Raw genomic sequence first — 13,379 nt, 5'->3', positions numbered from 1 at the left:
GCGCTTTGCGCATGGTTGGCTGGCGCCATTCCCTCGCCCAGGACGCAGGGGACGGCCCTGACGGATTTCATGGCCCATGAGCATCCCCGCCCGCAAAGGTCCGTTTGCGGCCCGGCCCGGCGACGCGGATCGCTGGATCCGTGCGCCCCGGACCGGTCCGGCCGCGCCGGTCCATACCGCCCGGCTGACCATCGATGTCACCCCGGCCCTGCGCGCGCGCATCAAGGTGGTGGCCTTCCGGCGCGGCATCACCGTTGCCGACATGCTGCGCGCATGCCTCGAACGTGAATTCCCCGACTCCCCCGGAGAAGACCGATGATCCACTCCCAACACGATACCACGGCCCATGTCGAACTGACTTGGGTCGAGAAGCGGATCGAGCACTGGATCCGTTTTGGTCGCGCCGCGCACGAGCAGATCCTTGACCGTCGGCGCCGTATCCTGAGCTTCCCGCCTGACAGCGTCTTCGGCTTCGTGCGCTGGGCGTCGAATGACTATGGCACCGTCGTCTCCCGCCTCGACATCGTGCGCGTCCCGCTGCCCGGCGAGGGCTGCGACCGTGTGCCGTTCGTGTCGCCGGGTGGCCATCTTCTCCTGCGGGTGAGCGGCTGGCCACATGTCCGCAGGGTGCTGCAGGTCGTGGATGCGATCGAGGCCATGGGGCTGGATGCAGCCACCGTGTGCCCCGATCACTGGCGCCATGTCCATAACCGCATGGCGGCCGGACAGGTGGCCCGCCCCTACACGCCCGAGCGTCATGCGGCATGGCTCCAGCGGCGGAGTGTCACGTCATGACCCGGTTCGGTGCATTCTTCTCCACGTATTTTGCCTGTCTTGGCATTGGCCTGTCATCTGCCTTCCATCCGACACCGTGGCTGCTCTGGAACGCCACGGCCAGCACGCCGGTGGGCCTCTACCGGCTGCATGCCGCAAGCGCGCTTCATGTGGGAGATCTGGTGGCGATCCACCTGCCTGACGGCATTGCCGATCAACTGGCCCGGGGCGGATACCTGCCGCGTGGCGTGCCGCTGCTCAAGCCGGTCGCAGCCCTGCCGGGGCAGACGGTATGCCGGACAGAAAACACGATTTCGGTCGACGGCGTCACACGTGGCACGGCTCTTGTCCGCGATCATCTCGGTCGCCCGCTACCGGTCTGGCGGGGGTGCCAGACTGTCTGGCCCGGTCAGGTGTTTGTCATGAATCCTGACATGCCGACCAGCCTGGATGGCCGGTATTTTGGTCTCCTGCCTGCTACCAGCGTGCTCGGTCGCGCCACACCTGTCTGGACGCGGTCCGCTTCCCTCCTTGCACAACCCTTTTCCCGTGGAGCGTGACATGCCCCAGATCGGAACCTTTACGCGCACGGCGGACGGCTTTGCCGGACGCCTGCGTACGCTCGCCCTTGATGCCGAACTGACCTTTGTCCCGGCAGCGCCATCGGATGCCAGGCATGCACCCGATTACCGCATCCATCTTGGGGAAGCTGGCAACGGCATGGAGATCGGCGCGGGCTGGAAACGCACCGGCGAGAAGGCAGGAGACTACATCTCCATCGTTCTTGATGATCCCCTTCTGCCGCAGCCGATTCACGCCAACCTGTTCCAGTCCGACCGGCAGGGGCGTGTCTTCCATCTGGTCTGGAACCGTCCGGTGGCACGTCATGACCGGACGTGACAGGCCCATGCGGCGACACTGGTGGACCCTGTCAGCCGCTATCCTGACGGCAGGGACACCGCATGCAGCCTGTGCCGATCCCTATGCCGGTTTTGTAACGGAGGCGGCAACGAAAGTGCAGATGCCCGTGACATGGATCAGCGCAGTGCTGCAGGCGGAAAGCGCAGGCAATGTCCATGCCGTGTCCGACCGGGGCGCAATGGGCCTGATGCAGGTCATGCCCGTAACGTGGTCGTCTCTGCGCATCGATCTGGGTCTGGGCCAAGACCCGTTCGACCCGCATGACAACATCCTGGCGGGCGCGGCCTATCTGCGGCAGATGCATGACCGCTACGGTGATGCGGGGTTTCTGGCAGCCTATAATGCTGGTCCGGCACGCTATGAAGACCATCTCCTGACCGGCCGCCCGCTGCCTGACGAGACGCTGCATTACGTCGCATCCGTCCGCAATCTTGCAGGCGGAGTGCACGGGGCGGACATGCCAATACACGCGGCAATAACCCCGTCATGGCAGGTTTCTTCCCTCTTTCCGGCCCTTCGCTCCACTGATGCCGTGCAGGCCAGTCCGCTTTCCGACGGTGTGCCGGTCGCCGCATGGTCTGGCCTCGCACCGCAGGCGCCGGGACTCTTTGTGCGCCCGGCTGCTTCAGGAGACCATCCATGACCGGCGGTTCAGGCGATCGGGCGCTGGCAGGCTGCGGGACAGGTCAGGCTGGGGGGCAGGGGGTTTGCAGGGGAAGGAGGAAGGGATGGCAAGTTAAAAGCACCGCCCTTGCGGGGGTGCAAATGGTTGAGGGGGTTAAGGAATTTGTCAGTTCTGATGGTAGGGTGGCTGGCATGCCGGCCTGTTCCTGCCCTGTTATCAATGCGTTGCGTGCCAGCCTCCCATGAGCGCTGGTGACGATGATCTCCGGGTCCGGCCCGGCCGGATCCAGCATGGCAACCAGGGCGGCGGCCGTCCGAAATCCTTTGTCGGTGAGGTCACGCGCGCGGCCAGAAAGGCCGGTCATGTCGGTCGACGCTTTGGCGGCGGCGGCCGGCGGGGTGGCCGCGGCGGCGGTTCGCATCTCGCCCGCGGCCGCCGCGCCGCCCTGTCCACGCGCCTGCGCAGTAACGCCCGGCGCGTTGTGGTCAAGGCACGGGTGGTCCGCCAGCGCGGCGCGCGGTTCCGCTCGGCACCACTCGCCCGCCACATCGCCTATCTGCGCCGTGAAGGGGTAACGAAAGATGGCGCGAAGGCGCATCTGTTCGATGCCGGCACGGAGGAGGCCGATGGAAAGGCGTTTGCCGAACGCTGTGCCGATGACCGGCATCATTTCCGTTTCATCGTCTCGCCAGAAGATGCCGCCCGCATGGAGGACCTGAAGGGCTTTGTCCGTGACCTGATGGCGGACATGGAGCGAGACCTGGGCACGCGGCTGGACTGGGTTGGCGTCGATCACTGGAATACCGACAATCCGCATGTCCATATCCTTGTCCGGGGCGTGGCCAATGATGGCAGGGATCTTGTCATTGACCGGGATTATATCAGTCGGGGTCTGCGCGACCGGGCGGCCGGGCGGGTCACGCTGGAACTCGGCCCACGCAGCGAACATGAAATCCGCACTGCCCTGGAAAACGAGATCGGCGCTGATCGCTGGACCAGCCTTGATCGCGCCCTGCAGGATGTCTGCGACGAAGGCGGCGGTGTGGCCGACCTGCGTCCTGGTGCCGGGGGAGAGGATCCCCAGTTGCGCCGACTGCTGGTCGGACGGGCGACCCGGCTTGAAAGTCTTGGCCTGGCCGAGAAGGTCGGCGTGGCCCAATGGACTCTGAAGCCCGGTATGGAAGCGACCCTGCGGGATCTTGCCACACGGGGCGACATCATCACGACAATGCATCGCGCCATGGCGCGTGAGGGAGATGCGCCCGACGTGGGTGGCTTCGCCATTCATGGCGAACAGGTGCACGATCCGGTCATCGGGAAACTGGTCGAGCGCGGGCTGGATGATGAACTGAAAGGATCAGGTTATGCCGTGATCGCTGGTATTGATGGACGGACCCATCATATCAGGTTTCCGGAACTGGACCTTACCGGGGATGGAAAGGCCGGTGCCATTGTCGAAACCCGGTCCTGGCAGGACGGGAAGGGAAACGCGCGCCTCTCGCTGGCCACCCGGTCGGACCTCACCCTTGCAGAGCAGGTGACGGCGCCGGGTGCCACATGGCTGGACCGCCAGTTGGTTGCGCGTGACCCGCCACTCGCCCATGCAGGTTTCGGGGCTGAGGCGCGCGAGGCGATGCAGCAGCGGGCAGAGCGCCTGGTAGCCGAAGGGCTGGCCCGTCAGCAGGGGCAGCGGCTGGTGTTTGCCCGCAATCTGATCGATACCCTTCGCCAGCGCGACCTGGATCAGGCGGCCAGCCGCATCGCGGCCGAGACCGGACTGATCCGTCATACGGGAAAGGAAGGAGACACGGTGGCTGGTATTTACCGCCAGCGTGTCAATCTCTCATCAGGGCGCTTTGCCATGGTCGATGACGGGCTAGGTTTCCAGCTCGTGCCCTGGCGGCCAGCGCTGGAGCAGAAACTGGGCCAGCATGTCAGTGGTACACTGTCACCCGGTGGCAGCGTTGACTGGACGTTTGGCCGCAGGCGGGGTCTTGGCATCTAGGTCGGAAGCGGGGGAACGGACCTCTGGTTCGGCTTCGGTGATGATCCGTAGGAGATTTTCAGGGATTGGTTCACGAACGACGTCATTGAACAGGGCACGCAGACCGGTCTTCAACCAGTGGTTGAACGGCGCATTGTCATCCGCAATAGACATGTCGTTCGTCATTAGCCCTGCAATCCGTCATTCCGTGCCTCTTATCAACGATAAGGGAATGTTTTCGTTGCGGATATGAACTGGGTGTGAGTCGGGCCTGAGTCGCTCTTCTCGCATGGCATGTGGTCATGTGGGCGTTCTCTGACGGCCGAACCGTCCTGTTTCTGTCCGTTTCCGTCCCTTCGCTTCTGAGCACGCGGATAAATCTTGATCGGTGCAGGGAATGGTCGAATTCACTTCTCCATGAGCGCTACAAGAATTCTGTGGAGTTCCGTATTGGCTGTCACCTTTGTCGTGCTGGCCTCAATGTGGGCCGCCACGCAGTGGACAGCATGGCGACTGGGCTATCAGGCCCAGCTTGGTGCGCCCTGGTTCATGCTGGCAGGGTGGCGAGTTTATTATCCTCCCACGTTTTTCTGGTGGTGGTTTGTTTTTGACGCCTATGCCCCGGATATTTTCCAGACGGGCGGCTATATCGCAGCTTCTGGCGGCATCGTTGCGGTGATAGTCGCCATCGGCATGGCGGTGTGGCGCGCGAGGGAGAAGAAACGGGCCACGACCTACGGTTCAGCCCACTGGGCCGATGCGCGTGACATGCGCCATGCCGGCCTGATCGATAATGACGGCGTCGTGCTGGGCCAGATGGCGGAACGCCGTTATCTGCGTCACGATGGGCCGGAGCATGTCCTGTGTTTTGCGCCAACGCGTTCGGGCAAAGGTGTGGGGCTGGTCGTGCCAACGCTGCTGACCTGGCCGGGATCGGCTATAGTGCATGACATCAAGGGAGAAAACTGGCAGCTGACCGCAGGCTGGCGCGCACGGTTCGGTCGCGCGGTCCTGTTCGATCCCACAAACATGGCAAGTCATGCTTACAACCCGCTTCTGGAGGTTCGGCGCGGTGAGTGGGAAGTGCGCGATGTGCAGAACATCGCCGATGTGCTGGTTGACCCGGAAGGTGCGCTGGAAAAGCGTAACCACTGGGAGAAGACCAGTCACGCGCTGCTGGTCGGCGCCATCCTGCATGTCCTGTATGCCGAGACCGACAAGACGCTGGCTGGCGTTGCCAATGTCCTGTCCGACCCGCGACGCTCGATCGAAGCGACACTGCGGATCATGATGACAACACCCCATCTCGGGAAAAAAGGGGTGCACCCTGTCGTTGCCAGTTCCGCCCGCGAATTGCTGAACAAGTCCGATAACGAGCGTTCCGGCGTCCTGTCCACCGCCATGTCATTCCTAGGCCTGTACCGGGATCCGGTCGTGGCGCATGTCACGAGGCGCTGTGACTGGCGGATCGTAGATCTGGTCACGGGGCCGCATCCGGTCACACTGTATCTGGTTGTCCCGCCATCCGACATCAGTCGCACCAAGCCGCTTGTCCGGCTCGTGCTCAACCAGATTGGCCGAAGGCTGACGGAAGAACTGAGCGGAGCCAGGCATCGGCAACGCCTGCTGCTCATGCTGGATGAATTCCCGGCCCTGGGGCGGCTGGACTTTTTTGAGAGCGCTCTGGCTTTTATGGCAGGATACGGGATCAAGAGTTTCCTGATCGCCCAGAGCCTGAACCAGATCGAGAAGGCATACGGCCAGAACAATTCCATTCTGGATAACTGCCATGTACGGGTCAGCTTCGCGACCAATGACGAACGCACCGCCAAGCGTGTGTCTGACGCCCTTGGCACCGCCACGGAAATCCGCGATGCGAAAAACTATGCCGGGCACAGGCTCTCGCCTTGGTTGGGGCATCTCATGGTGACTCGTCATGAAACCGCCCGGCCTCTGCTGACACCGGGGGAAATCATGCAGTTGCCCGACCATGAGGAACTGGTCATGGTGTCCGGATGCCCGCCCATCCGGGCACGCAAGGCACGATATTTCGAGGATCCTGAACTGGCCCGACGTGTCAGCACGCCGCCAACGCCTGTTAGGGAACAGGCGATCGAAGGCCCGGAAAAGCCGATTCAACCCGGGGACTGGGCCGACGCCATTCAGCCGGTTGCACCTCAAGGCAGCGGTGGAAGCGATGACGATGCAGCCAATGCCGGGATCCGACGTGAACGGGAATTGCCCGAACATGAGGAAATCGTCCCGGAACCCCGGCGGCCGGTGCATGAATTTGAACCACCCGATGAAACCGAAGATGAGCGGGTCGTCAAAAATACCGTGCTGCGGCAGCGCGGTTTCGCGCGACAGGTTTCGCTCGATCCGGGCGATCATATGGGACTCTGATGGTTGTGCGCGGCAAATATACTTTCCGGCTTCCGCCCGATCTCGTGGATCGCATCGCCGAATATGCCACGCGACGGCGTGTGACCCAGGCAGCGGTCGTCGAGGCGGCGCTCGCGTCCTTCCTGTCGCCCGACGGTCCGGATCGCCTGGAAAGTGCCCTGTCCCGTAGGCTGGATCACATGACGCGTGAGATCGAGCGGCTGGATCGCCACATCACGATCACCAACGAGACGCTGGCCGTGTTCGTGCGTTTCTGGCTTACCAGCACGCCGCCATTACCCGATGGGGCCATGGCAGCCGCGCGGGCGAAGGGTAGGGAACGCTATGACGGATTTGTCGAGGCTGTCGGCCGCCGTCTGGCAGGCAGTCATGGCTTTGCTGAGGAACTGTTGCATTCAACTGATTCCGTAAATCATCCGCCGTCGCCATAGGCTTCGTGACATGACGACCAACTTATCGCAGCGCATGCCTATATGTTAGGCGCGGTGCTCGTGACCACTGCTCTTAGCGAATTGCATAGAATGCCTGAGACTTAAAGTTAAGAACTGGTCATAGCAACAAGGGGAACGTGACTGGACACTCCCTGTATTCTCAATGTGTTTTTTGAATTGCGCATAGACCATGACACGCACCGTTACCAAAAAAACAGTGTGCCTGCGGACTGGTCCGCTCACGCCCTCATTTTGGACGATAGATAAAGCGCTTCATTGCCTTCAAAGCAGACATTACGCCGACGATGTTATTTTTCCTCTCATTCTTCTTTTTCGAAATCGTTTTCGATGATGAGCAATATTTTCTTTTGATGGAGGTGGACCGTATACTGGAGTGGAAAGTTCTTTACCATGCAGATCTGAGTATATGCTGCCTTTCAATTCATTACAGATCTCTATCTTTTTGCCTTCTTCATTTATCGTAAATAATAGGGAGTCAAATAGCGCATGAATATCTGCACGAAGTAATATTCCATTATCTGAGGAGAAATCATCTGCCCCCTTGTAGATTTTGATATGCGCAGCTTCAAGTGCTTCTCGTGTATCACAGCCAGTGACAGCACATTTGCCGCCATAATTCATTCGTATTCTGGCTGAAAATTCTAACTGCCCTTGTCTCTGAGAAATTTCAGCTAACTTGGTGATCCTTTTTATCTCGGCTCGAGCATCGGTATCAAACTTCTGTTCATTTTTTTTTGTGCCGAGACTTGTGTATCTAATGACTGGAGTGCCGTCTTTTTTGTGCGTCCAATCAACGATTTTACTTTCAGCTTTAGAAACAGGCGTCTCGAAAATAATCCCCGGTGTGAGAGTGTTCTTTAAATGCGTCATCAAATCTTTATTTTTTGTTTCAATTAAATATTTTGTAGCTTTGATAGTCGTGATCGGCTTAATTTTAATAACGTCGATCAGTCCGCTTTTACTAACATACCAAGAAGATGGGATTTTTCATGAAAATTCATACATTTATGATTTGTTGTTAGTGGTTCACCGTTCTTGAGGACCGAAAATAACTGCCGAACCCATGGGATTTCAATCCGATCTTTTCTGGCCATTCTCTCCTCCTCCATGTCCATCATCCCCATGTCCGCTTGACGATCATCTGTTCTAATAGCGGACCTACCGTTCCCCCCAAAGGCGACATTTAATAACTGCCTACCGCGGAGCATTTACCATCTTTAGGGCGTTGTCAGGTAAGGGGCGCTGCAATTGTAGTGCTTCGTCCAAGGGCGCCTGCATCCACAGATCCAGTTCTTCCTGCCGGGTCAGGACGACCGGCATGGCTTTCGGATGAATGGCACCGACCTCCCGATTGGCTGTGGTGGTCAGGAAGCCGAACAGGTCATTCGTCGTCTCGCCATCCGCCAGTTTCCGCACTGATGTCCACTGGCACCAGATCCCTGCAAAAAAAGCCAGCGGCGCCCCATCGCTGCGGGCAAACCAGACGGGCCTGCTGGTGTCATCCGGCAGGCGCTCCGGTTCGGAAAAAGACGTGAGCGGCACCAGGCAGCGATGCGCCACACCTTCCCAGCGCTTCCACCAGGCCGAGGTGGGATTGCGGATATTGGTCACACCCCGATCGACCCTATGACCTTTCAGGTAGCCCGGCGGGGTCGGCATGCCCCAGCGTGCCATGAGCAGTTCCCGCCCATCCGGCGCGTTCCGCACGATGGGCGCCATGGTGTTGGGCCAGATCTCGGGCAGGGGCCGGAGATTGCCGGTGCGGTCGGTCATGACCCGGGCCGCCTCCTGGATCGCCTGCTGGCTGCCGGTCATCGCATAGAGGTTGCACATCACGCCTTCCTTTCACGAGTCCGGATATGGGTGTCCTGCCGGGCAGTATCCACCCTGCAGGAAGGGGATGGCCGGACTGTTCCTGATAAACCCCTGCAATCCAGACAGTTTTCATCAAGCCTGGACCGTGTGGCAGCCCTGCGTCCGCGTCCGGATCACAGCCGCTTTTCCAGAATGGGTTGACATTCGTCACCGTACCAGAACAAATAATGAACACAATCACTGATTTCGTGCCAGAAACACCCGAATGGACTGTCCGACCCCATGCCCGCACCCCAACCCCATCCTGCGCTGGAGGCGCTGAGAGCTCAGGTCAGCCGCCTTGAAGGCCAGGGCCGACGCAGACGAGGGGTGCTTCCCTTCGGCGTGCCCGAGATTGACGGTCGCCTGCCGGATGGCGGCCTGGCGCTGGGCGCGCTGCATGAGGTGGCCGGCGGCGGCCATGACGCCCTGAATGCTGCAGCATCCGGCCTGTTTTCTGCCGGGATCGCAGCGCGGACACGGGGCAAGGTGCTCTGGATCGCCACCCGTCAGGACCTGTATGCCCCCGCGTTGCAGCAGGTTGGCCTGTCGGCGCGACGGACCATTTACGTCGCGGCCAGTTCGGACGTCGATGTCCTGGCCTGTTTCGAGGAAGCACTGCGCCATCAGGGTCTGGGCGCGGTCGTGGCCGAGGTGGCCCGCCTGTCCATGACAGCGTCACGCCGCCTGCAGCTGGCGGCCGAGACATCCGGCGCGCTGGGCATCGTCATACGGCGCTGGCGGCGGCAGACGGATGCGGCCGATTTTGGCCAGCCCACGGCTTCAGTCACCCGGTGGCGGGTATCCGTCCTGCCATCCGTGCCGCTGCCGGTCCCCGGCGTTGGCCGGTCCCGCTGGCTGCTGGAACTCATCCGTGCCCGCGCGGGCGAATGCGCCGATTTCGAAGTGGAGGCCTGTGATGCCAAAGGGAGACTGGCACCGTGTCGTCTCACTCTACCTGCCGCTCTGGCCGACAGACCGGCTCAGGAAGCGGCTGGGCACCGACGCGCCCGCGCCTGACCGCCCACTGGCGCTGGCCGGGCGGGAAGGGCGGCGACGGGTCATCCTGTCGGTCGATCTCGCTGCCCGCAGGCTGGGCCTGCGTCCGGGCACGCCTGTCGCGAAAGCGCAGGCGCTCCATCCCGATCTGCTTATCATGGATGCCGACCCGGACGGTGACCGGGCAGGGCTGGAGCGGCTGGCCCTGTGGTTCCAGCACCGCATCGCCCCCATCGTGGCCCCCGATCCGCCAGACGGCATCGTGCTGGATACGACCGGTGCGGATCACCTGCATGGGGGTGAGGCCGCCATGCTGGAGAACATGGTCACCCGCCTGAAGGAGTCCGGGATCACGGCCCGGGCCGCGATTGCCGATACATGGGGCGCCGCCCATGCGCTGGCCCGCTATGGCCGGGGACGCATCACCATCGTGCCGCACGGTGAAACGGCGGCAGCGATTGCCGATCTGCCCATCGAATCCCTACGCCTGCCAGCCGATCTCATCGATGACCTCCATGGGCTGGGCGTATCACGCATCGGCCCGCTGGCCGGCATGCCGCGCGCACCGCTGGCCCTGCGCTTCGGTCCGGATGTCGCCCGCAGGCTGGACCAGGCTTTCGGACGACAGGCAGAAGCCATTGTTCCGGTCCGGCTGCAGACGCCGGTGCAGGTCAGCCAGAACTTTGCCGAACCGATCAGTGCCGCGGAGACCATAGCCCGTTACATCACCAAACTCGTGCCGCCCCTGTGCGCCGGGCTGGAGGAACGCGAGCAGGGCGTGCGCCGCCTCGACCTGCTGCTGCACCGGATGGACAGCCGCATCGAGGCCGTTCGTGTGGCCACGGCCATGCCGGTGCGGGACGTCAGACGCCTGACCCGTCTGCTCTGTGACAGGATCGAGACCATCGATCCGGGCTTCGGGATCGAGCGCATGGTGCTGACCGCGTCACTGGCCGAGCCGATCCTGCACCGCCAGGGTGTATCCGCCCTGATCAAGGAGGAAGAGGCTGATGTCTCCGACCTGATCGACACCCTTGCCAACCGTGTCGGCACGCAGGCCCTGTATCGCTTCGCCCCGGTGGAAAGCGACGTGCCCGAGCGGGCCGTCTGCCGCGTGCCTGCCCTCGCACCCGAGGACGCAAGGGACTGGCCGGATCACTGGCCGCGCCCCACGCGCCTGCTGCCCCGTCCCGAGCCGATCCAGACCATGGCGGTGTTGCCCGACCATCCGCCGGTCTTCTTCATCTGGCGCGGCATCCGCCGCCGGATCAGATGCGCTGATGGCCCTGAGCGCGTGTTTGGCGAATGGTGGAAAGGGGATGCCGAACTGACCACCGTGCGGGACTATTTCCGGGTGGAAGATACCAGCGGCGAGACATTCTGGATTTACCGGACCGGGGATGGCGAACATGGCGAGACCGGCTCACAGGGCTGGTTCCTGCATGGTCTCTTTGAATGAGCGTGCAGTACGCCGAACTGCAGGTGACGAGTTATTTCTCGTTCCTGCGCGGCGCGTCCTCACCGATTGAACTGTTCGAGCAGGCGAAGACCCTTGGCATTGAAGCGCTGGGCATCTGCGACCGTAATTCGCTGGCGGGCATGGTACAGGCCCATGTCGCGGCCAAAGAGACGGGCATTCGCCTGGTCGTGGGCTGCCGTCTTGACCTTGCCGATTTCGCGCCCGTGCTGGTCTATCCGACGGACCGGGCCGCCTATGGCCGGTTGTGCCGGCTGCTGAGCCTTGGCAAGGCCCGGGCCGGGAAGGGGAAGTGTCATCTGCTCTGGGAGGATCTGGTGGCATGGGGCGAGGGCCTCCTTGTCATCCTGCTCCCGGATACGGCGGATGATGCCTGCGCCCTGCATCTGCGCAAGCTGAAGGACGCCTTTGCCGACCGGGCCTATATGGCGCTGACCCTGCGGCGCCGGCCCAATGACCAGATGCGGCTGTATGAACTGGCGAACCTGGCCCATCAGGCGCGGGTGCCAGCGGTCGTGACCAATGACGTGCTGTTCCACACCCATGATCGGCGCATCCTGCAGGATGTGGTGACCTGTATCCGCGACCACACCACCATCGACGAGGCCGGGTTCGCGCGGGAGCGCCATGCGGACCGCTACCTCAAGCCGCCTGCAGAAATGGCGCGACTGTTCAGCCGCTATTCCAAAGCGGTGGCCCGGACCATGGAGATCGTGGAGCGCTGCCGCTTCAGCCTTGATGACCTGGCCTATCAGTATCCCGATGAGGTCTCCGTCCCGGGCCAGTCGCCGCAGCAGGCGCTCGAAGCCCTGACCTGGGAAGGGGCGGCAACGGCCTATCCCGAAGGGATTCCGCCCGAGGTCAGGAAAACCCTCAGCCATGAACTCGCCCTGATCGGGCGCATGGATTACGCGCCGTATTTCCTCACTGTGCACAGCATCGTCCGTTACGCCCGATCGCAGGGCATCCTGTGCCAGGGGCGGGGATCGGCGGCCAATTCCGCTGTCTGCTACGTGCTCGGCATTACCGCCATCGATCCGGCACGGACGTCGCTGCTGTTTGAACGCTTCGTCTCCGAAGAGCGCCGCGAACCGCCCGATATCGACGTGGATTTCGAACACGCGCGCCGGGAGCAGGTCATCCAGTGGATTTACGGCCATTATGGTCGTAACCACGCTGCCCTTACGGCGGTGGTCACGCGTTATCGTGCGAAGGGGGCGCTGCGCGATGTCGGCAAGGTCATGGGTCTGCCCGAAGACCTGATTCGCACCCTGTCCGGCCAGATCTGGGGCTGGGGGCGCAAGCTGGATAAGGACGCGCTGAATGAGACAGGGATCGACCTGTCCGACCGGCGCATCCGGCTGACGCTGGATCTGGCGCGCTGCCTGATCGGCGTGCCGCGTCACCTGTCGCAGCATCCTGGCGGGTTTGTGCTGACCCATGACCGGCTGGATGAACTGGTGCCGATCGAGCCGGCAGCCATGGACGCTCGCCAGATCATCGAATGGGACAAGGACGATATCGACGTCCTGAAATTCATGAAGGTGGATGTCCTGGCACTCGGCATGCTGACCTGCATGAAGAAGGGGCTGGACCTTCTGGCCGACCACAAGGGGCAGCATTACACGCTGCAGACCATCCCGGCCGAGGACCCGCGAACTTACGCCATGATCCGGAAGGCCGACACGATCGGGGTGTTCCAGATCGAGAGCCGGGCGCAGATGTCCATGCTGCCGCGTCTCAGGCCCCGGGTGTTCTATGATCTGGTGATCGAGGTGGCCATTGTCCGACCTGGCCCCATACAGATGGGGTGGACGGCCTCCATGCGACATCAATGTGCCATGATGAGGTCGGAAGACCATTCAGAGGAGACCGCCCGGATGAAAGTTA

Annotated in this window: 13 protein-coding genes; 11 read left to right on the top strand and 2 right to left on the bottom strand. The window is 62.0% G+C overall.

The genetic code is table 11. From position 1 onward, the window contains the following. The first annotated feature begins 76 nt into the window (after window positions 1-76). The 8 genes from DY926_RS00475 to DY926_RS00435 all read left to right on the top strand — a co-directional run bounded on the left by DY926_RS00475 (window position 77) and on the right by DY926_RS00435 (window position 7,138). A complete protein-coding gene (locus DY926_RS00475) occupies window positions 77-319 on the top strand; it encodes a hypothetical protein (protein WP_116701580.1) in 243 nt (80 codons plus the stop codon). Then, the gene (locus DY926_RS00470; RefSeq protein ID WP_087607725.1) at window positions 316-795 is read left to right on the top strand and encodes a DUF2840 domain-containing protein; all 480 of its coding nucleotides are present in this window, start codon (window positions 316-318) and stop codon (window positions 793-795) included. Before DY926_RS00475 ends, DY926_RS00470 begins: the two co-directional genes overlap by 4 nt. Continuing rightward, window positions 792-1,334 carry a S26 family signal peptidase gene (locus DY926_RS00465; RefSeq protein WP_116701579.1) on the top strand — a complete coding sequence of 181 codons (543 nt, stop codon included), beginning with the start codon at window positions 792-794 and terminating at the stop codon, window positions 1,332-1,334. Before DY926_RS00470 ends, DY926_RS00465 begins: the two co-directional genes overlap by 4 nt. A 1-nt stretch (window position 1,335) precedes the next feature. Beyond that, on the top strand, window positions 1,336-1,674 hold the full coding sequence (locus tag DY926_RS00460) for a DUF736 domain-containing protein (RefSeq protein WP_116701578.1): 339 nt from the start codon (window positions 1,336-1,338) through the stop codon (window positions 1,672-1,674). After that, window positions 1,661-2,338: a lytic transglycosylase domain-containing protein gene (locus tag DY926_RS00455; protein ID WP_116701577.1), complete on the top strand. Its 678-nt coding sequence runs from the start codon at window positions 1,661-1,663 to the stop codon at window positions 2,336-2,338. The genes DY926_RS00460 and DY926_RS00455 overlap by 14 nt, the downstream gene beginning before the upstream one ends. A 223-nt stretch (window positions 2,339-2,561) precedes the next feature. Further along, window positions 2,562-4,325 carry a relaxase/mobilization nuclease domain-containing protein gene (locus DY926_RS00450; RefSeq protein ID WP_116701576.1) on the top strand — a complete coding sequence of 588 codons (1,764 nt, stop codon included), beginning with the start codon at window positions 2,562-2,564 and terminating at the stop codon, window positions 4,323-4,325. Window positions 4,326-4,721: 396 nt separating this feature from the next. Further along, window positions 4,722-6,707: a conjugal transfer protein TraG gene (locus DY926_RS00440; protein WP_116701574.1), complete on the top strand. Its 1,986-nt coding sequence runs from the start codon at window positions 4,722-4,724 to the stop codon at window positions 6,705-6,707. Next, a complete protein-coding gene (locus DY926_RS00435) occupies window positions 6,707-7,138 on the top strand; it encodes a ribbon-helix-helix domain-containing protein (protein WP_196778552.1) in 432 nt (143 codons plus the stop codon). Before DY926_RS00440 ends, DY926_RS00435 begins: the two co-directional genes overlap by 1 nt. Window positions 7,139-7,432: 294 nt before the next feature. Here the strand turns inward: DY926_RS00435 and DY926_RS00430 are convergent, their stop codons facing one another. Together DY926_RS00430 and DY926_RS00425 are read right to left on the bottom strand one after the other, a co-directional pair. Beyond that, window positions 7,433-8,029, bottom strand: coding sequence for an HNH endonuclease (locus DY926_RS00430; protein ID WP_116701573.1), 597 nt, complete (start codon window positions 8,027-8,029; stop codon window positions 7,433-7,435). 324 nt (window positions 8,030-8,353) lie between these two features. Further along, on the bottom strand, window positions 8,354-8,992 hold the full coding sequence (locus tag DY926_RS00425; protein WP_116701572.1) for an SOS response-associated peptidase: 639 nt from the start codon (window positions 8,990-8,992) through the stop codon (window positions 8,354-8,356). 264 nt (window positions 8,993-9,256) lie between these two features. On the opposite strand from DY926_RS00425, the gene DY926_RS00420 reads away from it, so the two are divergent. The 3 genes from DY926_RS00420 to DY926_RS00410 form a co-directional block, all read left to right on the top strand. Further along, window positions 9,257-10,033, top strand: a complete 777-nt coding sequence (locus DY926_RS00420) for an ImuA family protein (protein WP_116701571.1) — start codon at window positions 9,257-9,259, stop codon at window positions 10,031-10,033. After that, on the top strand, window positions 9,933-11,471 hold the full coding sequence (locus DY926_RS00415; RefSeq protein ID WP_274541786.1) for a Y-family DNA polymerase: 1,539 nt from the start codon (window positions 9,933-9,935) through the stop codon (window positions 11,469-11,471). The genes DY926_RS00420 and DY926_RS00415 overlap by 101 nt, the downstream gene beginning before the upstream one ends. Further along, the coding region (locus DY926_RS00410; RefSeq protein WP_241502968.1) for a PHP domain-containing protein at window positions 11,468-13,379 on the top strand (1,912 nt) is incomplete at its 3' end. The genes DY926_RS00415 and DY926_RS00410, both read left to right, overlap by 4 nt.

The sequence above is a fragment of the Komagataeibacter melaceti genome (assembly GCF_003403295.1).
GTDB classification, from domain to species: domain Bacteria; phylum Pseudomonadota; class Alphaproteobacteria; order Acetobacterales; family Acetobacteraceae; genus Komagataeibacter; species Komagataeibacter melaceti.
This window is presented reverse-complemented; position numbering and strand designations above follow the sequence as displayed.

Excerpts from the sequence above, each read along its gene's own strand:
- DY926_RS00475 (WP_116701580.1), top strand. The coding sequence starts at position 77 with ATGAGCATCCCCGCCCGCAAAGGTCCGTTTGCGGCCCGGCCCGGCGAC.
- DY926_RS00470 (WP_087607725.1), top strand. The coding sequence starts at position 316 with ATGATCCACTCCCAACACGATACCACGGCCCATGTCGAACTGACTTGG.
- DY926_RS00465 (WP_116701579.1), top strand. The coding sequence starts at position 792 with ATGACCCGGTTCGGTGCATTCTTCTCCACGTATTTTGCCTGTCTTGGC.
- DY926_RS00460 (WP_116701578.1), top strand. The coding sequence starts at position 1,336 with ATGCCCCAGATCGGAACCTTTACGCGCACGGCGGACGGCTTTGCCGGA.
- DY926_RS00455 (WP_116701577.1), top strand. The coding sequence starts at position 1,661 with ATGACCGGACGTGACAGGCCCATGCGGCGACACTGGTGGACCCTGTCA.
- DY926_RS00450 (WP_116701576.1), top strand. The coding sequence starts at position 2,562 with ATGAGCGCTGGTGACGATGATCTCCGGGTCCGGCCCGGCCGGATCCAG.
- DY926_RS00440 (WP_116701574.1), top strand. The coding sequence starts at position 4,722 with ATGAGCGCTACAAGAATTCTGTGGAGTTCCGTATTGGCTGTCACCTTT.
- DY926_RS00435 (WP_196778552.1), top strand. The coding sequence starts at position 6,707 with ATGGTTGTGCGCGGCAAATATACTTTCCGGCTTCCGCCCGATCTCGTG.
- DY926_RS00430 (WP_116701573.1), bottom strand. The coding sequence starts at position 8,029 with ATGACGCATTTAAAGAACACTCTCACACCGGGGATTATTTTCGAGACG.
- DY926_RS00425 (WP_116701572.1), bottom strand. The coding sequence starts at position 8,992 with ATGTGCAACCTCTATGCGATGACCGGCAGCCAGCAGGCGATCCAGGAG.
- DY926_RS00420 (WP_116701571.1), top strand. The coding sequence starts at position 9,257 with ATGCCCGCACCCCAACCCCATCCTGCGCTGGAGGCGCTGAGAGCTCAG.
- DY926_RS00415 (WP_274541786.1), top strand. The coding sequence starts at position 9,933 with ATGCCAAAGGGAGACTGGCACCGTGTCGTCTCACTCTACCTGCCGCTC.